The sequence below is a fragment of the Ensifer sp. 4252 genome (genome assembly GCF_050434565.1).
Classification (GTDB): Bacteria; Pseudomonadota; Alphaproteobacteria; order Rhizobiales; family Rhizobiaceae; genus Ensifer.
Genome location: NZ_JBNDIU010000001.1, coordinates 472,338 through 493,063 on the forward strand (window position 1 = coordinate 472,338; position 20,726 = coordinate 493,063).

Consider the following 20,726-nt stretch of genomic DNA (forward strand, 5'->3'; position numbering starts at 1 on the left):
CGGGCAAAAATGCGTGACACGACCGGTGGGCCCCTCGCCCTGACCATGGGTGATCCTGCCGGTATCGGACTGGACCTTAGCCTGACCATCTGGCTTGGCCGCCGTGAGCGCGCTACCCCGCCATTCCTTTTCATCGGTGACCCCACAGTTCTCGCGGCGCGGGCAGCATTGCTCGGACATACCGTTGCGATCCGCGAGACAGATTGCGTGGATGCCGCCTCGGTTTTTGCCGACGCCTTGCCCGTTCTGCCGGTGCGCTGTCCTTCTCCCGTCGTTGCTGGCGAGGCCGATGCTGCCAACGCACCTGCGGTAACGGGTTCGATCGATACAGCTGTACAGCTGGTCATGGATGGCGAGGCTTCTGCCGTCGTCACGAACCCGATCGCCAAGGCCGTGCTCTACGAAGCCGGCTTCCGCTTCCCCGGCCATACCGAATATCTTGCTGATCTCGCGCAGAAGGCCACCGGCGAGCCTCTGTTGCCGGTGATGATGCTGGCCGGCCCCAAGCTTCGCGCCGTGCCGGTGACCATCCACATCCCGCTGAAAGACGTGCCCGCCCAACTCACGGCAGATCTGATCTATCGAACCTGCATCATTACCGCGGCGGACCTTCGCACACGCTTCGGCATCGACAGGCCAAAGCTGGCAATCGCCGGGCTTAATCCCCACGCAGGCGAAGGCGGTGCACTGGGTCTCGAAGACGATGATGTGATCCGTCCGGTCGTCGAACGGTTGCGCGCGGAAGGCATCGATGCCACCGGGCCTCTGCCCGCCGATACGATGTTTCACGACCGTGCGCGTGCGACCTATGACGTGGCGATCTGCATGTATCACGACCAAGCACTGATCCCCGCCAAGGCACTTGGTTTCGACGACAGCGTCAATGTCACGCTCGGCCTCCCCTTCATCCGCACGTCGCCCGACCATGGCACTGCCTTTAGCCTCGCCGGCAAAGGCATTGCCCGGGATGACAGCCTGCTCGCAGCTCTGAAGCTTGCGGCAGAGCTTTCCAGCAATACCGCAGGAGTTATCGTTTGATGGCCGCTCTTGACGGGCTCCCACCGCTGCGGGATGTAATCCAGCGCCATGGCCTCGACGCCAAGAAGGCGCTTGGGCAGAACTTCCTGCTCGACCTCAACCTCACACAGAAGATCGCCAGGACGGCCGGCCCGCTGGAAGACGTGACCGTCATCGAAGTCGGCCCGGGTCCCGGCGGCCTGACGCGAGCAATCCTGGCGCTTGGCGCAAAGAAGGTCGTAGCGATCGAGCGGGATGCCCGCTGCCTGCCAGCGCTCGCCGAAATCTCCGACCACTACCCTAACCGGCTCGACGTCATCGAAGGCGATGCACTCAAGATCGACTTTGAAGAGATCAGCGGTGGCGGCCCGGTCAAGATCATCGCCAACCTGCCCTATAATGTCGGCACCCAGCTTCTCGTCAATTGGCTCCTGCCAAAGACTTGGCCGCCCTTCTGGCAGTCGCTGACACTGATGTTTCAGCGCGAGGTGGGCTTGAGGATCGTGGCGGACGCCGACGACGACCACTACGGGCGCCTGGGGGTCCTCTGTGGTTGGCGAACGAATGCCCGCATGGCCTTCGACGTGCCGCCGCAGGCCTTCACGCCTCCGCCGAAGGTAACTTCCTCCGTGGTGCATCTGGAGCCGGTCACCAATCCGATCCCGTGCGCAGTGTCCTCATTGGAGAAGGTGACGCATGCGGCCTTCGGCCAACGCCGCAAGATGCTTCGCCAGAGCTTGAAGCCGCTCGGCGGCGAAACATTGCTGGCAAAAGCCGATATCGATCCGCAGCGGCGCGCGGAAACACTTTCGGTGGACGAATTCTGCCGGCTCGCAAACTGCCTTTGAGCATTTCCGGGAAAAGTGCGAAGCGTTTTCCGCTAGGAAATGCGCAATAACAAAGAGATGAGCATTTCTGCGACCCCGTCTAATCCGGAGACGCTCTGGCAGCCGTGCTAAACGGCGGATGGCCGGCATTGCCGGCCACTTTGTTGTCAGAACGGGTTTTCCGTCAGAAGTCCATTGACGAATTCGAACAGGCCCGGGCGGCGGTCCCGGCGTAGGCGCTCGGCCTCGACGATGGCGCGCACCGCCGAAAAGGCGCGATCGAGATCGTCGTTGAGAACGATATAGTCGTACTCGCGCCAATGCTCGATTTCTGAACGCGAGTTGGCCAGACGCGTGGCGATCACTTCCTCGCTGTCTTCGGCGCGGCGATGCAGTCGCGATTGCAGCTCGGCCATCGACGGCGGCAGGATGAAGATCGAGACCACGTCTCCGGCCATCTTCTCCTGAAGCTGTTGTGCGCCCTGCCAGTCGATATCGAAAAGCATGTCGCGGCCTGCGGCCATCGCAGCTTCGACGGCGTCTCGCGGCGTGCCGTAGAAATTGCCGTGAACCTCGGCCCATTCCAAGAGCGAGTCGGTCGCCCGCAATGCTTCGAACTCGCGGATCGACTTGAAATGATAGTGCCGTCCATCAATTTCACTGGGCCGGCGCTGACGCGTGGTCACGCTTACCGAGATGCTCATCTCAGGATCATCTTCAAGCAGATTGCGCGCGATCGTCGACTTTCCCGCACCCGAGGGTGAGGAAATGACCAGCATCAGCCCGCGGCGGGCGATCTTGATGGGCGAAGGGGTCGCCGATTTCATGCGTTACTCCAGATTTTGAACCTGTTCGCGGAACTGATCGATCACAACCTTCAACTCGATGCCGGCAGCGGATACTGCAGCCGCATTCGACTTGGAACAGATCGTATTCGATTCGCGGTTAAATTCCTGTGCCAGGAAATCAAGCTTGCGACCGACCGGCCCGCCTTTCGACAGCAGGTCGCGGGCAGCGACAATATGAGAGCCAAGCCTGTCCAGCTCCTCTCTCAAATCGGCCTTGGTCGCAAGCAGTGCCACTTCGGCATGCAGCCGGTCCCGATCGAGCGAAGAACCGTTGCCCATCACCAGCGCTACCTGCTGCGCCAGCTTTTCGGCAATTGTCGCCGGGCTGCGCGAGGGATCACTCTCGACCGTTGCCGTCAGCGCCTCGATGCTGCCGACCTGCGCCAGCAGGATCTGACAGAGCGCCCCACCCTCCTCAGCACGCATGTCACGCAGGTCGCCCAGGGCGAGCTTGAGGCCCGCCAGAATATCGTCGTCCAGCGCTGCGCGTTGCGCTTCGCTTTCTTCGGGTTCACGGAAGTCGACAATGCCGCGGATCGCCAGCAGCGTGTCGAACTTGAGCGGCGCAGGGTCGACGAGGTCACCAAGCTGCTCGCGCAGGTTCAAGACAGCCGTCAGCGCCGCCTGGTTCACGACCGCTTCAACCGCACTCTCCGCTCCACTGACGGACAGGCTGACCTGCAGATTGCCACGGGAGAAGAATTCCGCGGCGAGCCGGCGCACATCCGGCTCGAACCGCTCAAGTCCCTGCGGCAGGCGAAGCCTGACATCCAGGCCCTTGCCGTTGACGGAGCGCAGTTCCCAGGCCCAGCGATGGCGGCCGATGCTGCCTTCTCTCCGGGCAAAGCCGGTCATCGATTGGAGCGGCATACACACCTCCGTTGCATTTTCTGGAGAAGCAATACGGCGACGGCGCAGTATCCCGCAAGGGATATCCGCGCCGTGATAAGTCCGTCCACAATGCAGGCTGTTACTGAGGCTGAGCCGTCGTTGCCGCGTCCTCAGCGGCCTTTGCCGCCTCGGCTGCCTTTTCGGCTTCCACCTTGCGCCAACGGCGAACATTGGCGTTGTGTTCATCCAATGTCACGGCAAAGACATGGCCGCCCGTGCCATCGGCTACGAAATAGAGCTCTGGCGTGCGCGACGGGTTGGCCACGGCTTCCAGTGCGGCGCGCCCCGGGTTGGCGATCGGCGTCGGCGGCAGGCCCTTGATGATGTAGGTATTGTAGGGCGTATCCTTGTCGAGGTCCGACTTCAGGATCGGCCGGTCCGCCGGTTTCCCGTCACCGCCGAAAATGCCGTAGATGATCGTCGGATCCGACTGCAGGCGCATGCCTTTATCGAGCCGGTTGATGAAGACGGAGGCAACACGCGGGCGCTCGTCGGCGCGCCCGGTTTCCTTCTCCACGATCGACGCGAGGGTCACGAACTCCTCGACGGTCGAGACGGGGAGGTTCGGATCGCGCTTTTCCCAGATCTGGTCGACCAGCGCTTTCTGGGCAGCCGCCATCTGCTGGACGATTTCGACGCGCTTGGTGCCGCGGGTAAACTTGTAGGTGTCCGGCTTCAACGAACCTTCGGCAGGCAGGTCCTGCGGCAAGTCGCCGACCAGAACCCCGTCATCGGACAAGCGATGGAACATCTGCTTGACGGTCAGGCCTTCCGGCAGCGACACGGAATAGAGAATGGACTTGCCGGATTTCAACAGCTGCATAATCTCCTGCATTGAAGATCCAGCCTTGATCTCGTACTCACCTGCCTTCAGCGTGTCGTTGTCAAGGTATGCTTCCGAGACGAACCGGAAGACACGGCCATCGGTGATGATGTTCCCGCGCTCGAGGCCGCTGGCAATCTCGCTGATGCCGGCGCCGCTTCTGACAATGAAGTTCTTGTTGGCTTCGAGCGGTCCCGCTTTTTCGTACTGATGCATCGCATAGTAAACAGTGCCGGCAGCTGCGAGCGCGACGAAGACGATAACGGTCATGACGAAATTCAGGAAGATCACGACCTGGCTGCGCGCCTTGCGCGAACGCTTCGGCGGCTGCGGCGCCTTCTCGGGCCGCAAGGCTTCGCTGGCCGATTTCGGAATGATCGGCCCGTTGTTCCCGGTGTCACTGCGGCCGAATTGCGCCGCGCCGTTCTCGTTTGAGTCGCTCACGATTGTCCCGAACCCGAAATTCGCATCCTCATTCTAGCTGCCGCGGTGCGAATTTCGGCCTGGACCGTGGCAGGTATAAATCAAAACGTTTGAGCCGCAGCCATCCCTTGGGCTGGCAGTGGAATAAATGGTTTCGGCGCGCCCGCCGGTCAACGGCGTTTTCGCTCGAAGACAGCCAGCATGCGCCCGGCAATAGCGATACAACAGACTGTCAGATGTGCCTTGCGCGAACATAGCCGTCAGGCAGCGCCAATCCCTGAAAAGGGCCGACACGTCCTCCTGCTACATGCTTGTAGCGAGCAATGCGGCAAAAGCAGGATCAACGGGCCGGTGACACGCATCGCCCCGTTGATAACCTCGGCAATATCAAACGCCGGTGTAGCGGCGCAGAACCAGCGAAGCATTTGTGCCACCGAAGCCGAAGGAGTTCGACAGAGCGACGTTGATTTCGCGCTTGCGCGCAACATGCGGCACCAGATCGATCTTGGTCTCGACGGAGGGATTGTCGAGGTTCAGCGTCGGCGGTGCGACGTTGTCGCGAATCGCCAGCGCCGAGAAGATCGCTTCCACAGCGCCGGCGGCACCTAGCAGGTGGCCGATCGCCGATTTGGTCGACGACATGGAGATTTTCGAGGCATGCTCGCCAACGAGCCGCTCGACGGCGCCAAGCTCGATCGTATCGGCCATCGTCGAAGTGCCATGAGCGTTGATGTAGTCGACATCTGCCGCCGTCAGGCCGGCGCGCTTCAGCGCCATCTGCATGCAGCGGTAAGCACCGTCGCCGTCCTCGGACGGCGCGGTAATGTGGTAAGCATCGCCGGAGAGACCGTAGCCGACGACTTCGGCATAGATCTTGGCGCGGCGCGCCTTGGCGTGCTCCAGTTCTTCGAGGACCACGATGCCGGCGCCCTCGCCCATGACGAAGCCGTCGCGGTCGATGTCATAGGGACGCGATGCCTTTTGCGGGTCATCGTTGTGCTGCGTCGACAGCGCCTTGCAGGCGGCAAAGCCCGCCAGAGAAATACGGCAGATCGGCGATTCGGCACCGCCGGCCACCATGACATCGGCATCGCCGAGCGCGATCAACCGGCTTGCGTCGCCGATGGCGTGGGCGCCGGTCGAGCAGGCGGTGACGACAGAATGATTGGGACCGCGCAGCTTGTGGCGGATCGACACCTGGCCCGAAGCAAGATTGATCAGGCGGCCGGGGATAAAGAAGGGTGAAATACGCCGAGGACCCTTGTCGCGCAGCGTATAGCCACCCTCGACAATACCTTCGAGACCGCCGATGCCCGAGCCGATCAGAACACCGGTTGCAATCTGGTCTTCATCGTTTTCAGGCTTCCAGCCGGCGTCGGCCAGCGCCATGTCAGCGGCAGCCATCGCGTAGACGATGAAAGGATCGACCTTGCGCTGTTCCTTCGGCTCCATCCAGTCATCGGCATTGAAGGTGTTGTTCGAGCCATCGCCGAACGGAAGGCGGCACGCGATCTTCGCGGGCAGATCCTCGACCTCGAATTCCGTGACCTTGCGCGCAGCATTATCGCCTGCGATCAGGCGCGCCCAAGTTGCCTCGGTTCCGCAACCCAAGGGAGATACCATGCCGGTACCGGTGATAACGACACGTCTCATAGTCCGCGACCCACCCTGACTGTTCAATTTCAGAGCCGGATCGGACCACGCGTGACGAACCCGATCCGTGCATCCATTTTAAGTTCTTGTAGCGACGATCAGAGGGAAATGCGGGACCGCTTTGCTGATCGAAAACCCGCGCTCAGCGCGAGACAGCCCACTTCCCCTGGGCTGGTACGGGCCGCTGAACGCGGCCCGCCAACGGCTTGACCATGAAGGATCAGGCCTGGGCCTTTTCGATGAACTTGACGGCGTCGCCGACAGTCAGGATCGAATCCGCGGCATCATCCGGGATTTCGACGCCGAATTCTTCTTCGAATGCCATGACCAGTTCGACGGTGTCGAGCGAGTCCGCGCCGAGGTCATCGATAAAGCTTGCGCCTTCGCTGACCTTTTCGGCGTCGACGCCAAGATGATCAATAACAATTTTCTTTACGCGTTCTGCGATATCGCTCATGTCGGAGTTCCTCGACCTTCGTTTCTCTGGGCACCTTTCTGGCACCGGTACTCTCAATAAGCCTGATAGACCAAGACGGTCCAACGGGCAATCCATCCAACCAGAACCGCGGCAAACCCAAGGCAGCCAAGGCTGCCGGACACCTGGCGGGGCCGGTCGACTGCTAACAGTCATGGCCCGATTAACACGGTTTAAGTCTGCCGCAAAGTGCGAAAATGCCTGACAATCGCTTGCTCAACATTGAATTTCAGGCATTTGGCAGGTGGTATGCCGGAGCATTGCAGGCCGAGATCACGCCCGTTTCGCGCGCATGGCATGCAAGCCGCGGACACCTCATCAAATCATGGCCATGCCGCCGTTGACGTGAATGGTCTGGCCGGTGACATAGCCTGCTTCGTTCGAAGCGAGATAAACGACGGCAGATGCAATCTCGGCACCAGTGCCCATGCGCCTCATCGGGATCGCTCCCATGATGCCTTCCTTCTGCTTGTCATTCAGCTTGCCGGTCATGGCGCTCTCGATGAAGCCGGGCGCAACGCAGTTGACCGTAACGTTGCGGGTCGCGATTTCCTGGGCGAGCGACTTCGAAAAGCCGATCATGCCGGCCTTCGAGGCGCAGTAGTTGGCCTGGCCGGGGTTACCGGTGACGCCGACGATCGACGTGATGTTGACGATACGGCCGAAGCGGCGGCGCATCATCGGATGGGTCAGCTCGCGGGTCAGGCGGAACACGGCTGTCAGATTGACCTCCAGAACATTGTCCCAGTCCTCGTCGCTCATGCGAACGAAAAGACCGTCCTTTGTAATGCCGGCATTGTTGACGAGGATGTCGACGCCGCCCAGTTCAGCCTCGGCCTTCTCGCCGAGCGCCTTGACTTCGGCACGATCGGAAAGGTTGGCCGGAAACAACTGGACGCGCTCCCCGAGCTCGTTGGCAAGCGCCTCAAGCTTTTCGACGCGCGTACCGTGAAGGCCGACGATTGCGCCCTGAGCGTGCAGCATGCGGGCGATTTCTTCGCCGATACCACCGGATGCACCGGTTACAAGAGCCTTACGGCCGGAAAGATCGAACATCGGATTGATTCCTTATAACTGGAGCACTCAGGCCAGAAGCGCCGAGAGCGCGGTGTCGATATCGGCAGGCGTGTTGACGGTAATGCCGGTGACGGATTTGTCGATCCGGCGGGCAAGTCCGGTGAGCACCTTGCCGGAGCCCACTTCATACAGCGTCGTGACGTTGTTGGCGGCGAACCACTCCACCGTCTCGCGCCAGCGAACCTGGCCGGTGACCTGCTCGACGAGAAGGCGCGCGATCTCCTCGGCGTCGCTGACCGGAGCGGCCAGGACGTTGGCAATAACAGGCACGGACGGGTTGTGCTTTTCGACCTTGGCAAGCGCCTCGCGCATCGCCTCGGCGGCGGGCGCCATCAGGCTCGAATGGAAGGGAGCAGAGACCGGCAGCATCAAAGCGCGCTTGGCACCTTTTTCCGACGCAAGTGCCGCAGCCTTCTCGACGGCCGCCTTCTCGCCGGAAATTACGAGCTGACCGCCACCATTGTCGTTGGCGATCTGGCAGGACCCGAGAGCAGAGGCTTCGCGGCAGATGGCATCGACATCCGCATGCTCGAGACCGATGATGGCGGCCATCGCGCCCTTGCCGACGGGCACGGCCGCCTGCATGGCGTTGCCACGGATGCGCAGCAAGCGCGCCGCGTCGGCGATCGAGAAGGTTCCGGCGGCACAGAGCGCCGAGTATTCGCCGAGCGAATGTCCGGCCACGAACGAAACCTTGCTCTTCAGATCGAGGCCCTTGGCTTCGAGCACACGGATCACCGCCATTGACACGGCCATCAGCGCCGGCTGGGCGTTGGCCGTCAGCGTCAGCGTTTCCTCGGGGCCGTTCCACATGATCTCGGAGAGTTTCTCGCCGAGCGCGTCGTCGACCTCGGCAAACACCGCCGCTGCTTCCGGAAACGCGTCCGCCAGATCCTTGCCCATGCCGACAGCCTGGCTGCCCTGACCCGGGAACGTGAATGCAATACTCATGGGATTGTCCCTTCCCTAGTTTTCCTCTCCATTCACATTCCTGAACGGCGAGTCAAGCGCGCAGGCCCGGCTTTGCGGGCTTCGCACGGCCTTTTGCCCTTGATCTTCGCCAATCAAGGCGTAAGTTTGCCACGCATCGCCGCCCTGCCCGATCGACCTCCCCCTGGGCTTGCGGCCTTCACCCAATTCTGCCGCGGGTACCCCTTTCCTCCCAGGTCGAGGCTCGCTTTTCACAAGGACCATCACTGCATGCGTTACAACACGCTTGGCCGGACCGGCATCAAGGTTTCCGAAATCTGCCTGGGCACAATGACCTGGGGCTCCCAGAACTCCGAGGCCGAGGCGCACGAGCAACTCGACTATGCGTTCGACAAGGGCGTGAACTTCATCGACACGGCCGAACTCTACCCGACAACGCCGCTTTCGGCCGAAACCTACGGCAATACCGAGCGCATCATCGGCGAATGGCTGACGAGGCGTGGCCGTCGCGATGACGTCGTTGTCGCCACCAAGGTGGCCGGCTCGGGCCGACCCTATATCCGCAACGGCGGCCCGATCACCCCCGAAGGTATCGGCGAGGCGGTCGACGCCAGCCTCAAGCGGCTGAAGACTGAATACATCGACCTCTACCAGATCCACTGGCCGAACCGCGGCCACTATCATTTCCGCAACGCCTGGTCCTATGAGCCCGCCAAACAGAGCAAGGCCCATGTCGCAGCCGACCTGAAGGCTATCCTCGAAAAGCTCGGCGAAGTGGTGAAGGCCGGCAAGGTACGGGCGATCGGCCTTTCGAACGATACCGCCTGGGGCACGATGAAGCTGATCGACATGGCGCAGCGGCACGACCTGCCGCGCGTCGCCTCGATCCAGAACGAATACAATCTTCTCTATAGAGCCTACGACCTCGATCTCGCCGAGCTTTCGCATCACGAGGACGTCGGGCTCCTTGCCTATTCACCGCTCGCCGCCGGCCTGCTGACCGGCAAGTATCTTGACGGCGCCAGGCCGACGGGGTCGCGCCTAGCGATCAACGGCGATCTCGGTGGTCGCTTCACGCCGCACCAGGAGCCGGCTGTCGCCGGCTACGTGGCGCTTGCCCGCGAACACGGGATCGACCCGTCGCAACTGGCGATCGCCTTCTGCCTCGCCCGTCCGTTCATGGCTTCCGTCATCATCGGCGCAACTTCGATGGAACAATTGAAGACGGATCTCGGCACCGCCGGCATGACGTTGTCGCAGGACATCATGAACGGCATTCGCCGCCTGCACCGGCTCTATCCCATGCCGATCTGAGCGCGAAACAGCACATGGCCGTGCCCCAAACGAAAGCGGAGCTGCTGAACGCCATCGAGATGGAGTTCGCCAAGCTCGAGCGCGAACTCGACAGCATCGCGCCGGAGCGATTCGCCGAGCCATCGATCGAGGGGCACGCCAAAGGCACGATGATGAGTGTCGGCGACCTCGTTGCCTACCTCATCGGGTGGGGCGAACTGGTGGTCAAATGGATCGAACAGGACGAACAAGGTCTGCCGGTCGATTTTCCGGAGACGGGATACAAGTGGAACGAGCTCGGGCGTCTGGCGCAGAAATTCTATAGCGACTACCGAGCGCTCTCGCCCGCCGAACGCCTGTCTCGCCTTGCAGCTAGCAAGGAGACATTGGTCGCCCTGATCGAGGCGCGCGATGACCAGGCGCTCTGCGGTCAGGCATGGTATGGGAAGTGGCCGCTCGGCCGGATGATCCAGTTCAACACGTCTTCACCCTATGCCAACGCGCGAGGGCGCTTGCGCAAGTGGAAGAAGATCGGGGGAACCGCTTAAAAGGCAAAACCGGGCGAAAAGGCCGCGCAAGCCTTGCCTTTCGCTGAAATATGCGTATAAGCGCGCTGTTCGAAATGCCCGGTCTTCTGGCTGGTGGCTGAACGGAGGGCCGGCTTCCTCGAGGGGAGCCGTTAGGATTGCAAGTCTTTCCGGCCTCCCGTGTCTCCGCTCTCGACCGTCTCGATACAACACTTTCTTGCCGGCTGCCTGTCAGCCATTAAGAACAGTCGTTGAGGCTTAGCCGCCGATGTCCGGGCTGATTAACGCAAGAAAGGTAAGCCACAATGGCTCTTTATGAACACGTATTCCTGGCCCGCCAGGACATCACGCCGCAGCAGGTCGACGGTCTCGTCGAGCAGTACAAGGGCGTGCTCGAAGCAAACGGCGGCAAGGTCGGTCGCGTCGAGAACTGGGGCCTCAAGTCCCTCACCTACCGCATCAAGAAGAACCGCAAGGCTCACTACGTCCTCATGGACATCGATGCTCCGGCAGCGGCTGTTCACGAAATCGAGCGTCAGATGCGCATCAACGAAGACGTCCTGCGCTACATGACGATCGCCGTCGAGAAGCACGAAGAAGGCCCGTCTGCCATGATGCAGAAGCGCGACCGCGACGACCGTCCGCGCCGCGATGGCGACCGTCCGGAGCGCGGCTTCGGCGACCGTGGTCCGCGTCCGGATCGTGGCGACCGCGAAGACCGCCCGCGTCGTCCGCGCGAAGACCGCGCGTAATCAAGAAGCTTTAGGAGATTAAAGACAATGGCTGAAGTTTCTTCCGCTCCGGTTCGTCGCCCGTTCCACCGTCGCCGCAAGACCTGCCCCTTCTCGGGCGCAAACGCTCCGCGGATCGACTACAAGGACATCCGTCTTCTGCAGCGCTACATTTCCGAGCGCGGCAAGATCGTTCCTTCCCGCATCACGGCCGTTTCCCAGAAGAAGCAGCGCGAACTCGCTCAGGCGATCAAGCGCGCCCGCTTCCTCGGCCTGCTGCCCTACGTCGTTTCGTAAGAACGGCTGACGTTCCGTTGGTCGCCTGACTCAACGGAAACCGACTCTAGGGCAAGGCGCTCCCTTGAGGGATCGCCTTGCCCTCTCCCTTCCGCGTTGGGCGCGGATCGGAACCCGCGTGGAAACACGCAGAAATCCCATGTTGGGGCTGCGCTTGGCCATCCCCTAACTGCACGAAGCAGGACAGCGAACGTGAACAAGTTGAACAAGACATCGCTGCTGACCGGCGTTCTCGCCGGCTTTACCGCTGCCCTCCTGTCGATGGGCGCGAACACGCAGTCGTCGCTTGCGATCGTTCTCTATGCCGCTTCGGCGCTCCCCATTCTCATCGCCGGCCTGGGCTGGGGCAATGCGGCTGCGATCACGGCAATCGTCAGCGCCGGCGCCACCGCCGCCGCTCTGGTCTCGCCCTATTTCGCGTTGCTGATTCTCGTCGTGACGCTCATCCCGGCCGGCTGGCTCAGCCATCTCGCCAACCTGGCGCGCCCGGCGACCGAGCTCGGCGGCCCCGACGGCGCGCTTGCCTGGTACCCGCTTTCCGACATTCTCAGCCACCTCGCCGGTCTGGTAACCGCGGGCATGATCATCGTCGGCTTCATCGTCGGATATGATTCTGATGTGTCCGACCGCATGGTCGACATCGTCATCCAGGCAGTGAAAGCGCAGGAACCGCTCTATAACCCGGACGCCGCCGCGATTGCCCAGATCAAGTCGATCTTCACGCTGGCCCTGCCCCTTATCCAGGGCGCCGTCTGGGTGGTTATGCTGTTTTCCGCCTATTACGTCGCCACGCGCATCGTGCAGATGTCCGGCCGGTCGCTGCGCCCGCGCGAGGACATTCCGTCGATGCTGCGCATGCATCGCAATGCGATCTTCATCTTTCTCGGCGGCCTGGTCCTGACCTTCGTGGGCGGCGCGCCGGCCACGATCGGCGCGCTGGTCTGCGGAACCTTCGGCGCGGGCTTCCTGCTCGCCGGTTTCGCATCCTTCCATTTCCGCACGCGCGGCAAGTCCTGGCGGCTTCCCGTGCTGTGGATCGCATACCTGTCGGTGCTCGTGTTCACGATCCCGGCAATCTTCTTCCTCCTCACGGGCCTGACCGATACGCGACGCACCATCGCGGTCACCCCGGTGGAAAAAAACTGACCAACGAAACCTGAACTCTGAAAGGAAACGAACATGCAAGTCATTCTTCTCGAACGTATCGCAAAGCTCGGCCAGATGGGCGAAACCGTAAAGGTTCGCGACGGCTTCGCACGCAACTACCTGCTGCCGCTCGGCAAGGCACTGCGCGCCAACGCTGCCAACAAGGCCCGTTTCGAATCCGAGCGCTCGACGCTCGAAGCCCGTAACCTCGAGCGCAAGTCGGAAGCCCAAAAGGTTGCCGAGAAGCTCGACGGCAAGTCCTTCATCATCGTCCGTTCGGCTGGCGAAACCGGCCAGCTCTACGGTTCGGTTGCCGCTCGCGACATCATCGAAGTTCTGGCTGCAGAAGGCTTCAACATCGGCCGCAACCAGGTCGACCTGAACCACCCGATCAAGTCGATCGGCCTGCACAACGTCACACTGCACCTGCATTCGGAAGTCGAAATCGCAATTGAAGTCAACGTTGCTCGTTCGGCTGAAGAAGCTGAGCGCCAGGCAAAGGGCGAAAGCCTGACCTCGGCCGACGCCATCTACGGCGTTGACGAAGATGCCCTGAAGCCGGAAGACTTCTTCAACCCGGAAGCCGAATTCGAAGGCGAAGAAGAATAAGCCTTACTGGCCATTTAGAATGCGAAAGCCCGGATCCTCGGATCCGGGCTTTTTCTTTGCCATCCGCTTGCTTCAACTGTGGGCCAGCTCAGCCAGGGGCGCGGCATCCTTATCCACACGCACAACGACCGACAGACCGGGCGACAACAGATCGGCGAGCGGCTGGCCGGGATCGACCGCGATCCTGACACCGACGCGCTGCGCGACCTTGGTGAAATTGCCGGTGGCGTTGTCCGGACGGATGATACTGAACTCGGAGCCGGCAGCGGGCGAGAAGCGCTCGATGTGCCCGGTCAGCATGCTCTTTTGCAGTGCGTCGAGCGAAATGGTCACCGGCTGGCCGGCCTTCATGCCGTCGAGCTGCGTTTCCTTGAAATTCGCAAGCACCCACACGTCATGCGGAACGACGGCCAACAGTTGCGAGCCGGCGGTGACATATTGGCCGAGGCGCGCACCGATCTCGCCGAGCTTGCCATCGCGAGGCGCGACGATCCGGGTGTTTTCCAGATCGATCCGCGCCAGTTCGACGGCGGCCTCGGCGCCGGCAACGGCAGCCTGCAGACCGGCACGCGCGCCAAGCGTGGTGGCCAGTGCCTGGCGAGAAACCTCCAAACCTGCCTCAGCCTGGCTGACGGCCGCTTGCGCCTGTTCGAACGCTGCGCGCGACTGGTCGGCTTCGCTGCGCGTCGAGATGCCCTTTTCCGCCAGCGGCCGGATCCTGTCCCAGGAGGCGCTCGCCCTGTTGAACGCAGCTTTCGCACTGTCCAGCTGTGCCGCGCTGGCAGCAATGCCGGCCTTGGCGGACAATTCCTGCTGACGTGAATTGGCGAGCGATGCTTTCTGGGCGGCAAGTGTCGCCTCGGCCTGGGCCAGCTTCTGCGCGTATATGCGATCGTCGATCTTGACGAGCAGTTGCCCTGCCTTGACCTCCTCGTAGTCGTGTACCGGAACTTCGGCGACATAACCGGAGAGCTGCGGGCTCATGATGGTCAGGTAACCCCTGACATAGGCGTTCTCCGTCATCTCCACAGAGCTGTGGAACGGCGGCAAACGCCAGGCATAGAGAACCAAAGCAAGGCCCGAAAAGCCGGCCAGCAACACGATGATCGTGGTGGGTGAGCGCAAGAATTTCAGCATGGTCGTCCACTCTGTTCGTTAATTGGAGAAGGCGGCTGCGGAAGGCGCCATGCGCGCCGCAAGCCGCTTGTAAAGAATATGCACCAGCAGGCCGGCCAGGGCGCAAAGGGCGATGACTGATGCCAGCAGAAAGGCATCGTTGTAGGCGAGGATGTTCGCTTCACGGGTGACCTGCTGCCCCAGCAATGCCACGCCCTCGCCGTTCAACAAGGCCCTGTCGCCGATGACCCGGCCATAGGCGGCTGCCAGTTGGCTGATGCGCTGGGCGATGAGCGGGTTCGACATCACGATCTGCTCGGCCAGCATGTTGGAGTGAAACTTCTCACGCAGGGTGATGAAGCTGCCGAAGGCTGCCGTGCCGATCAGGCCGCCGATGCTCTGGGTGAAGAGGAAGATGACGATGAAGCTGAGAATGTAGCTCGGCCCCTTCATCAACGCCGCCTTGAAGCCACTGGCCATGGCAGGCGGCAGGAAGAGCGCAGTTCCGGCCGCGATCATCGCCTGGCTCAGATACATCTGCTCCGGCCGTGTCAGATTGGTCGCCTGGCTGTCCATGTAGGCTCCGGTCGCCAGAAGGCCGAGCGCCAGGACATGCACGAACTCGGCGTGATCCGGCTTCATCAGCGCGGCGCACAGGATGCCACCAGCGATCGATGCGCCGAGAATGATCCAGTAAAGCGTCGCCACCTGCTCGAACTGCAGCCCGAGCAGCTGGTAGAAGTTTGCCGCGATCGCCGACTGTTCGGAGGCGACAAGGCGAAAGACCAGCAACACCGCGGTAAAATGCAGGATTTCCTTCGAGGCAATCCAGCGAACGTCGATCAGCGGCAGCTCGCGGTTGAGTTCGATCAGCACCACCGTGGTCAAGGCCACGATCGCGACGGCCAGAAGCATGCCCAGCCACGGCGCTTCGAACCACCAGTAGAGCCGCCCCATGGTCAGCACGATGGCGATACAGCCGAAGCCTAAAGCCACCAGCAGGTAGCTCAGGATATCGGTGCGCTGGATTACCTTGGCGTGCGGCACCGGTGTCAGCGGCAGCAGGTAGATGATCGGAAGCGCCATCAGCGCCAGGGCCATCTCGAGCGTATAGAGCCCGTGCCATTGGCCATATTCGATCAGCGTCGGCGAAATCAGCCGGGTGATCGGCGCCGAGATGGTCGTGCATGTCAGCGCCAGGGCAAGCCCGACCGTCAGCTTGCGCGCCGGCGGGAAGGCCTCCAGCATGTAGAGGAAACCGAGCGTCGACATGGGGGCCGCCGCGATGCCGCTGATGAAGCGAACGACGATCGCAGACTGCAGATCGGAAACGAAGACGTTCAGCAGCGAAACGATCACGAAACCAACAATGCCGATTTCGGCGAACCGGCGCAGTCCGTATTGCGCCCGAATTTTGACGAGCGCGATCGAGAGCGAGACATTCGGCGCCATGTAGGCTGCCGAAAGCCAGGCGGCCTCAATCGAGGTGGCCGAGAGTGACCCCTGAAGCTGGGTGAGATTGGCGAGCGCCAGATTCATGCCAAGCCCCTGCGTCAGGAACAGCAGTGCCGAGCAGACCACGTAGATCGCCGACCTGGCAACGCTCATCGGCTGCGGCATGGGCGCCGCTGCGACGGCAGGGGGCTGTGGTTGCACGGGCTCGTCTGCGGGAACCTCCGCCTCTTCGTCGACAAGGGTGGCTCTGTTGTCGTTTGCTGCTGCGCTTGCGGCGGCACTCATCGACGTCATTCCTTCGCCAGCGATTGAACGTTGTCGGCGATGGTGCGCACGACCTTCAGCACCGCTGCAACCTCGCCTTCACCGACACCCTGCAGAACTTCTGCCCGGATCTCATCGGCAAGCTTCAGGATCTCGTCGGCGACGCTGCGCCCAAGCTCGGTCATGTGGATCTGCTTGGCCCTGCGGTCGGACACCTCGACCCGGCGTTCGATGAACCCCTGTTTTTCCATGCCATCGAGGAGGCGCACGATCGTCGGCGTCTCGATATCCAGTTCGTCGGCCAGTTCCCGCTGGTTCAAGCCATCCTTCTTGGTCAGCGCAAACAGCGCCCTCGCCCGCGCCAGGGTCAGACCACGCTCCTTCACCCGGGCGTCGAAGACAGCCCGCAGCTTGCGATTGACCATCGACAAGGCGTCGAACAGTTCGCGATTGACGATAGGCTGATACATAGTACCTTTTCCATATTAGTAGCATGCTAATTATTCTGCCCCTATCTAATCCATCAGACAGTAATTTTCAAGATGGCGTTTTGAGCGGGGCGGCAAACGGCGCTAGAATTGGTGCACTCGCGGGTCGCAGTGATTCGCAGCGTCAACGTCGTTTTTCACGCGGACTTTATTTTTTGCGCTTTTGTGGCGTCAGCCTGTGGATCAGTCGAACAACGGGCAAAGGCGGTGGGCCGTGCCACATGGTCTGCGACTGTGGCACTGCTGCACTTGACCCGCAAAGAAGCAGACAGCAAACCGGGTGCACACCAGAAGAGGCAGAGACGAACGACCATGAACGACGCAGCGCGAAAGCTCGCCCCTATCGGCAAGGACCAATCGGACCAGCATTACCGCGAGGCGCCGAACAACCTTGAAGCCGAACAGGCGCTGCTCGGCGCGATCCTCGTCAACAATGATGCGTTCTACCGCGTCTCGGACTTCCTGAAGCCGGTCCACCTGTTCGAGCCCCTGCACCGCCGCATTTATGAAGTCGCCGGCGACATCATCCGCATGGGCAAGACCGCCAATCCGGTGACGATCAAGACCTTTCTGAAAGCCGACGACAAGGTCGGCGACCTAACGGTCGCGCAGTATCTCGCGCGCCTTGCCGCCGGCGCCGTCTCGATCATCAATGCGGAAGACTATGGCCGCGCTATCTACGACCTCGCCCTGCGCCGTTCGCTGATCACCATCGGCGAGGATATGGTCAATATCGCCTTTGACGCACCGCTCGACATGCCGCCGCAAGGACAGATCGAAGATGCGGAACGGCGCCTGTTCGAGCTCGCCGAAACCGGCCGCTACGACGGCGGCTTCCAGTCGTTCAACGACGCGGTGGCGCTTGCCATCGACATGGCAGGTGCTGCTTTCGAGCGCGACGGCAGCCTGTCGGGCATTTCGACGGGCATCCTGTCGCTCGACGCCCGCATGGGCGGCCTGCAGCGCTCGGACTTGATCGTGCTTGCGGGACGTCCCGGCATGGGCAAGACCTCGCTTGCCACCAACATCGCCTACAACATTGCTGCCGCCTATGACCCGGAAGTCCAGGCGGACGGTTCGTTCAAGGCCAAGAACGGCGGCGTCGTCGGCTTTTATTCGCTTGAAATGTCGTCCGAACAGCTCGCAACCCGTATCATTTCCGAGCAGACCGAAGTTTCCTCCTCGAAGATCCGCCGCGGCGACATCTCCGAAGCCGATTTCGAAAAGCTCGTCGCCTGCTCACAGATGATGCAGAAAGTGCCGCTGTTCATCGACCAGACCGGTGGTATCTCGATCGCCCAGCTTTCCGCCCGTGCGCGCCGCCTCAAGCGCCAGCGCGGCCTCGACTGCCTGGTCGTCGACTATATTCAGCTCATGACCGGCTCGGGCAAATCGAGCGACAACCGCGTGCAGGAAATCACCCAGATCACCACCGGCCTGAAGGCGCTCGGCAAGGAGCTGAACGTGCCGATCATCGCGCTGTCGCAGCTCTCCCGTCAGGTGGAAAGCCGCGAAGACAAGCGCCCTCAGCTCTCCGACCTTCGCGAATCAGGTTCGATCGAGCAGGACGCCGACGTCGTGCTCTTCGTGTTCCGTGAAGAATACTACGTGAAGAACCTCGAGCCCCGCGACGAGTTCGATCCGAAGTACGACGAGTGGAAGATGAAGATGGAGCAGGTCAAGGGCACGGCCGACGTGATCATCGCCAAGCAGCGTCACGGACCGACCGGCACGGTCAAGCTCGCCTTTCAGTCGGAATTCACCCGCTTTACCGATCTGGCCGACCCGTCCTTCACCCAATACGAAGAACACTGAGAAAGTCTGGGGGCGTCTTTACGCCCCCAGCAGCATTCTGAGGATTGCCACGGTGACAACGCCAGCCGCGACTGCGGCGAGCAACGGCAAGCGCTTGGCGACCAGCGCCGTTACCACCGTAGCGATCGTTTCCGCCGGCCCGGTGACCAGCGCCGTCGGTGCGATCACCGCCATCAATACGGCCGGCGGGATCGCCTCCAGGGCTCGCCTCTGCGCTTCTCCGATCGTCACAAAGCGAATGAGCACCAGACCGCCGATGCGGGTGGCAATCGTCGCGATGGCCATCGCGACGATGGCGAGAAGCGTGTTCGGATCGACCGTCATGCGCGGACCTCCTCGTGGCGACTGCCGGTAAAAAGCGCGACCGCGACGCCGGCGGCGGCACCGGCAGCGATATACCAGACCCCGGGCAGAAGCTGATGCGTCAGCACCGCGGCCGCCGCACTGGCTGCCAACACCGCCCCGGTCTCGCGGCCCTTCCAGAAGCCCATAACCAGCACGATGAAGACCGCCGGGAAGGCGAAGTCGAGCCCGGTCATCTTCGGATCGCCGAGAAAAGCGCCCAGCAGGGCGCCGGCAAGGCTCGTCGTCACCCAGACGATATAGAACGGCACGGCCAGCCCTGCGAACCACGCGGGCGTGAGCTTGCCCTCTTTTGCCCGCATCTCAGCCATCGCCCAAATCTCGTCGGCAAGCAAAAGCATCGAGGCGTACTTCACCGGCCCAGAGAACCCTTGCAGCTTGGCTCCGAGCGACGCGCTCATCAACACATGCCTGACATTGACCAGCAAGGCGGAGAAGGCGAGTGCTGCCCAGGAGGCCGGATGCGTCCAGATGTCCATGGCCACGAATTGCGAGCCGCCGGCAAAAACCAGAGCGCTCATCAATGTCACCTCCGCGCCCGATAGCCCCTTGCCTGCCGCAACAGCGCCGAAGACGAGCCCGATCGGCATGACCGCCACGATGAGCGGGGCCATCGCCATGACGCCTGCTCTAAAATCTGGAAAGAATCCCGTGTCGCTCAATGCTCATGCCTCCCGATCGATAACGAACGGAGCACACCTACGCTCGGTTAAGCGAGGTGTATTGAACGAAAGTGATCATCCGGCGCGGAAGGCGCCTGGCGTGACGCCGGTTCGGGCCTTGAAGTGCCGGCTGAAGTGCGCCTGATCGGCAAAGCCGCATTGATAGGCGGTATCGACAGCCGACCAGCCGTGCCGCAACAGCGTCTTTGCCGCCCGCACTCGCTTGTCGGTGAGGAGGCATGCGGCGTGATGTGAAACTGCCGCCGGAAAGCGCGGATCAGATGGGCGCGGCTAAGGCCTGCGACCTTGGCCAGTTCCTCGAGGCCAATGTCCCGCGCATAGTTCTCCGTCAGATAGTCGCGCGCCCGCTGGACCGCAGACTGCTCTTTCGTTTCGACCGGTACGATGATCGTGCTGCCGTGCCGCTCGAACATGGTGGCGAGCACGCCGAACATGCGTTCCTCGGCCTCCAGCGCCCCGGTTGCATTCTCCAGCGCCCTGTGGGCGTGATAGAAAGACTGGGCCAGATCCGGGTCGCGCAGCATGCGCTTCGAAAAGGACGGCGTTCCCTTGAACGGCCGCCCGGTGACGTCTTCGAGAATGTTCACCAGCAATTCCGTGCTCGGATAGACCATGCGATAGCGGTAACCGCTACCACCAGGGTGACCGTCATGGATCTCGTCGGGATTGATGAGGTAGAAATCGCCGGGGCCGGCTTGCGATCGTTCGCCCCTAATCTTGCTGATTTGCGAGCCGGCCTCGATTGCACCGATGCTGAAGGTGTCGTGCGCGTGCGGTGCGAACTCGTGTGTGATGAAGGTCGCGGTCAGGCATTCCATGCCATCGAACCGGGGGTCCCGCCAGAATCGGGTCCGCTCCGCGCCTTCCAGCGGCATGGCATCGATGGCCTGTTCCTGCGATATCGTGTGCATATGCCGATCCTAGCGTCCGCAACGACAAGCGTCTTGCATAAAAGTGCTCTTCACGCTTCCCGCC

Annotated in this window: 21 protein-coding genes and 1 pseudogene; 9 read left to right on the plus strand and 13 right to left on the minus strand. The window is 61.8% G+C overall.

All coding sequences use genetic code 11. The features are described from left to right. Positions 1 to 9 precede the first annotated feature (9 nt). Both pdxA and rsmA read left to right on the plus strand, forming a co-directional pair. Positions 10 to 1,038 carry a 4-hydroxythreonine-4-phosphate dehydrogenase PdxA gene (gene pdxA, locus ABIE33_RS02325; protein ID WP_429120885.1) on the plus strand — a complete coding sequence of 343 codons (1,029 nt, stop codon included), beginning with the start codon at positions 10 to 12 and terminating at the stop codon, positions 1,036 to 1,038. After that, positions 1,038 to 1,865 (plus strand): 16S rRNA (adenine(1518)-N(6)/adenine(1519)-N(6))-dimethyltransferase RsmA, encoded by an 828-nt coding sequence (gene rsmA, locus ABIE33_RS02330; protein ID WP_429120888.1) that lies wholly within the window; start codon positions 1,038 to 1,040, stop codon positions 1,863 to 1,865. Before pdxA ends, rsmA begins: the two co-directional genes overlap by 1 nt. A gap of 146 nt (positions 1,866 to 2,011) precedes the next feature. Here rsmA and gmk read toward each other — a convergent pair whose 3' ends face one another. The 7 genes from gmk to fabD all read right to left on the minus strand — a co-directional run bounded on the left by gmk (position 2,012) and on the right by fabD (position 8,985). Then, a complete protein-coding gene (gene gmk / locus ABIE33_RS02335; RefSeq protein WP_429120890.1) occupies positions 2,012 to 2,671 on the minus strand; it encodes a guanylate kinase in 660 nt (219 codons plus the stop codon). 3 nt (positions 2,672 to 2,674) lie between these two features. Next, on the minus strand, positions 2,675 to 3,562 hold the full coding sequence (locus tag ABIE33_RS02340; protein WP_429120893.1) for a YicC/YloC family endoribonuclease: 888 nt from the start codon (positions 3,560 to 3,562) through the stop codon (positions 2,675 to 2,677). A 100-nt stretch (positions 3,563 to 3,662) separates the two neighbouring features. After that, a complete protein-coding gene (gene mltG / locus ABIE33_RS02345; protein ID WP_429120896.1) occupies positions 3,663 to 4,850 on the minus strand; it encodes an endolytic transglycosylase MltG in 1,188 nt (395 codons plus the stop codon). Positions 4,851 to 5,216: 366 nt separating this feature from the next. Continuing rightward, the gene (fabF, locus tag ABIE33_RS02350) at positions 5,217 to 6,482 is read right to left on the minus strand and encodes a beta-ketoacyl-ACP synthase II (protein WP_429120899.1); all 1,266 of its coding nucleotides are present in this window, start codon (positions 6,480 to 6,482) and stop codon (positions 5,217 to 5,219) included. A 220-nt stretch (positions 6,483 to 6,702) separates the two neighbouring features. Continuing rightward, the gene (locus ABIE33_RS02355; protein WP_003531676.1) at positions 6,703 to 6,939 is read right to left on the minus strand and encodes an acyl carrier protein; all 237 of its coding nucleotides are present in this window, start codon (positions 6,937 to 6,939) and stop codon (positions 6,703 to 6,705) included. Positions 6,940 to 7,275: 336 nt separating this feature from the next. Continuing rightward, complete coding sequence (gene fabG, locus ABIE33_RS02360; RefSeq protein ID WP_429120902.1) at positions 7,276 to 8,013, minus strand: 3-oxoacyl-[acyl-carrier-protein] reductase; 738 nt, start codon at positions 8,011 to 8,013, stop codon at positions 7,276 to 7,278. A gap of 27 nt (positions 8,014 to 8,040) precedes the next feature. Further along, positions 8,041 to 8,985, minus strand: a complete 945-nt coding sequence (gene fabD / locus ABIE33_RS02365) for an ACP S-malonyltransferase (protein WP_429120905.1) — start codon at positions 8,983 to 8,985, stop codon at positions 8,041 to 8,043. A 249-nt stretch (positions 8,986 to 9,234) separates the two neighbouring features. Between fabD and ABIE33_RS02370 the strand changes: the two genes are divergently transcribed. The 6 genes from ABIE33_RS02370 to rplI all read left to right on the plus strand — a co-directional run bounded on the left by ABIE33_RS02370 (position 9,235) and on the right by rplI (position 13,567). Then, positions 9,235 to 10,278 carry an aldo/keto reductase gene (locus ABIE33_RS02370; protein ID WP_429120908.1) on the plus strand — a complete coding sequence of 348 codons (1,044 nt, stop codon included), beginning with the start codon at positions 9,235 to 9,237 and terminating at the stop codon, positions 10,276 to 10,278. A 14-nt stretch (positions 10,279 to 10,292) separates the two neighbouring features. Then, positions 10,293 to 10,805 (plus strand): ClbS/DfsB family four-helix bundle protein, encoded by a 513-nt coding sequence (locus ABIE33_RS02375; protein ID WP_429120910.1) that lies wholly within the window; start codon positions 10,293 to 10,295, stop codon positions 10,803 to 10,805. A 284-nt stretch (positions 10,806 to 11,089) separates the two neighbouring features. Next, entirely contained in the window at positions 11,090 to 11,536 is a 447-nt protein-coding gene (rpsF, locus tag ABIE33_RS02380; protein ID WP_025426449.1) for a 30S ribosomal protein S6, read from the plus strand. A gap of 27 nt (positions 11,537 to 11,563) precedes the next feature. Further along, positions 11,564 to 11,812: a 30S ribosomal protein S18 gene (gene rpsR / locus ABIE33_RS02385; protein ID WP_025426448.1), complete on the plus strand. Its 249-nt coding sequence runs from the start codon at positions 11,564 to 11,566 to the stop codon at positions 11,810 to 11,812. Between the two features lie 261 nt (positions 11,813 to 12,073). Beyond that, complete coding sequence (locus tag ABIE33_RS02390) at positions 12,074 to 12,958, plus strand: DUF2232 domain-containing protein (protein ID WP_429123039.1); 885 nt, start codon at positions 12,074 to 12,076, stop codon at positions 12,956 to 12,958. Between the two features lie 33 nt (positions 12,959 to 12,991). Further along, positions 12,992 to 13,567, plus strand: a complete 576-nt coding sequence (rplI, locus tag ABIE33_RS02395) for a 50S ribosomal protein L9 (protein WP_429120913.1) — start codon at positions 12,992 to 12,994, stop codon at positions 13,565 to 13,567. A 72-nt stretch (positions 13,568 to 13,639) separates the two neighbouring features. Here rplI and ABIE33_RS02400 read toward each other — a convergent pair whose 3' ends face one another. From ABIE33_RS02400 to ABIE33_RS02410, 3 genes are all read right to left on the minus strand, one after another. Then, positions 13,640 to 14,704, minus strand: coding sequence for an HlyD family secretion protein (locus tag ABIE33_RS02400; protein ID WP_429120916.1), 1,065 nt, complete (start codon positions 14,702 to 14,704; stop codon positions 13,640 to 13,642). An 18-nt stretch (positions 14,705 to 14,722) separates the two neighbouring features. Beyond that, positions 14,723 to 16,303, minus strand: coding sequence for an MFS transporter (locus ABIE33_RS02405; protein WP_429123041.1), 1,581 nt, complete (start codon positions 16,301 to 16,303; stop codon positions 14,723 to 14,725). Between the two features lie 125 nt (positions 16,304 to 16,428). Continuing rightward, positions 16,429 to 16,872, minus strand: coding sequence for a MarR family winged helix-turn-helix transcriptional regulator (locus ABIE33_RS02410; RefSeq protein WP_429120919.1), 444 nt, complete (start codon positions 16,870 to 16,872; stop codon positions 16,429 to 16,431). A gap of 330 nt (positions 16,873 to 17,202) precedes the next feature. On the opposite strand from ABIE33_RS02410, the gene ABIE33_RS02415 reads away from it, so the two are divergent. After that, positions 17,203 to 18,705 carry a replicative DNA helicase gene (locus ABIE33_RS02415; protein ID WP_429120922.1) on the plus strand — a complete coding sequence of 501 codons (1,503 nt, stop codon included), beginning with the start codon at positions 17,203 to 17,205 and terminating at the stop codon, positions 18,703 to 18,705. 18 nt (positions 18,706 to 18,723) lie between these two features. Here ABIE33_RS02415 and ABIE33_RS02420 read toward each other — a convergent pair whose 3' ends face one another. The 3 genes and pseudogenes from ABIE33_RS02420 to ABIE33_RS02430 all read right to left on the minus strand — a co-directional run bounded on the left by ABIE33_RS02420 (position 18,724) and on the right by ABIE33_RS02430 (position 20,662). Beyond that, positions 18,724 to 19,029, minus strand: a complete 306-nt coding sequence (locus ABIE33_RS02420; RefSeq protein ID WP_429120924.1) for an AzlD family protein — start codon at positions 19,027 to 19,029, stop codon at positions 18,724 to 18,726. Then, positions 19,026 to 19,682, minus strand: coding sequence for an AzlC family ABC transporter permease (locus tag ABIE33_RS02425; RefSeq protein WP_429120927.1), 657 nt, complete (start codon positions 19,680 to 19,682; stop codon positions 19,026 to 19,028). The genes ABIE33_RS02420 and ABIE33_RS02425 overlap by 4 nt, the downstream gene beginning before the upstream one ends. 123 nt (positions 19,683 to 19,805) lie before the next feature. Then, positions 19,806 to 20,662, minus strand: a pseudogene (locus ABIE33_RS02430) (AraC family ligand binding domain-containing protein). Positions 20,663 to 20,726 lie beyond the last annotated feature (64 nt).

What these genes read in the sequence shown, in the direction of transcription:
- pdxA (WP_429120885.1), top strand. Translation starts at nt 10, where the DNA reads ATGCGTGACACGACCGGTGGGCCCCTCGCCCTGACCATGGGTGATCCT.
- rsmA (WP_429120888.1), top strand. Translation starts at nt 1,038, where the DNA reads ATGGCCGCTCTTGACGGGCTCCCACCGCTGCGGGATGTAATCCAGCGC.
- gmk (WP_429120890.1), bottom strand. Translation starts at nt 2,671, where the DNA reads ATGAAATCGGCGACCCCTTCGCCCATCAAGATCGCCCGCCGCGGGCTG.
- ABIE33_RS02340 (WP_429120893.1), bottom strand. Translation starts at nt 3,562, where the DNA reads ATGCCGCTCCAATCGATGACCGGCTTTGCCCGGAGAGAAGGCAGCATC.
- fabF (WP_429120899.1), bottom strand. Translation starts at nt 6,482, where the DNA reads ATGAGACGTGTCGTTATCACCGGTACCGGCATGGTATCTCCCTTGGGT.
- ABIE33_RS02355 (WP_003531676.1), bottom strand. Translation starts at nt 6,939, where the DNA reads ATGAGCGATATCGCAGAACGCGTAAAGAAAATTGTTATTGATCATCTT.
- fabG (WP_429120902.1), bottom strand. Translation starts at nt 8,013, where the DNA reads ATGTTCGATCTTTCCGGCCGTAAGGCTCTTGTAACCGGTGCATCCGGT.
- fabD (WP_429120905.1), bottom strand. Translation starts at nt 8,985, where the DNA reads ATGAGTATTGCATTCACGTTCCCGGGTCAGGGCAGCCAGGCTGTCGGC.
- ABIE33_RS02370 (WP_429120908.1), top strand. Translation starts at nt 9,235, where the DNA reads ATGCGTTACAACACGCTTGGCCGGACCGGCATCAAGGTTTCCGAAATC.
- ABIE33_RS02375 (WP_429120910.1), top strand. Translation starts at nt 10,293, where the DNA reads ATGGCCGTGCCCCAAACGAAAGCGGAGCTGCTGAACGCCATCGAGATG.
- rpsF (WP_025426449.1), top strand. Translation starts at nt 11,090, where the DNA reads ATGGCTCTTTATGAACACGTATTCCTGGCCCGCCAGGACATCACGCCG.
- rpsR (WP_025426448.1), top strand. Translation starts at nt 11,564, where the DNA reads ATGGCTGAAGTTTCTTCCGCTCCGGTTCGTCGCCCGTTCCACCGTCGC.
- ABIE33_RS02390 (WP_429123039.1), top strand. Translation starts at nt 12,074, where the DNA reads ATGGGCGCGAACACGCAGTCGTCGCTTGCGATCGTTCTCTATGCCGCT.
- rplI (WP_429120913.1), top strand. Translation starts at nt 12,992, where the DNA reads ATGCAAGTCATTCTTCTCGAACGTATCGCAAAGCTCGGCCAGATGGGC.
- ABIE33_RS02400 (WP_429120916.1), bottom strand. Translation starts at nt 14,704, where the DNA reads ATGCTGAAATTCTTGCGCTCACCCACCACGATCATCGTGTTGCTGGCC.
- ABIE33_RS02405 (WP_429123041.1), bottom strand. Translation starts at nt 16,303, where the DNA reads ATGCCGCAGCCGATGAGCGTTGCCAGGTCGGCGATCTACGTGGTCTGC.
- ABIE33_RS02410 (WP_429120919.1), bottom strand. Translation starts at nt 16,872, where the DNA reads ATGTATCAGCCTATCGTCAATCGCGAACTGTTCGACGCCTTGTCGATG.
- ABIE33_RS02415 (WP_429120922.1), top strand. Translation starts at nt 17,203, where the DNA reads ATGAACGACGCAGCGCGAAAGCTCGCCCCTATCGGCAAGGACCAATCG.
- ABIE33_RS02420 (WP_429120924.1), bottom strand. Translation starts at nt 19,029, where the DNA reads ATGACGGTCGATCCGAACACGCTTCTCGCCATCGTCGCGATGGCCATC.
- ABIE33_RS02425 (WP_429120927.1), bottom strand. Translation starts at nt 19,682, where the DNA reads ATGGCCCCGCTCATCGTGGCGGTCATGCCGATCGGGCTCGTCTTCGGC.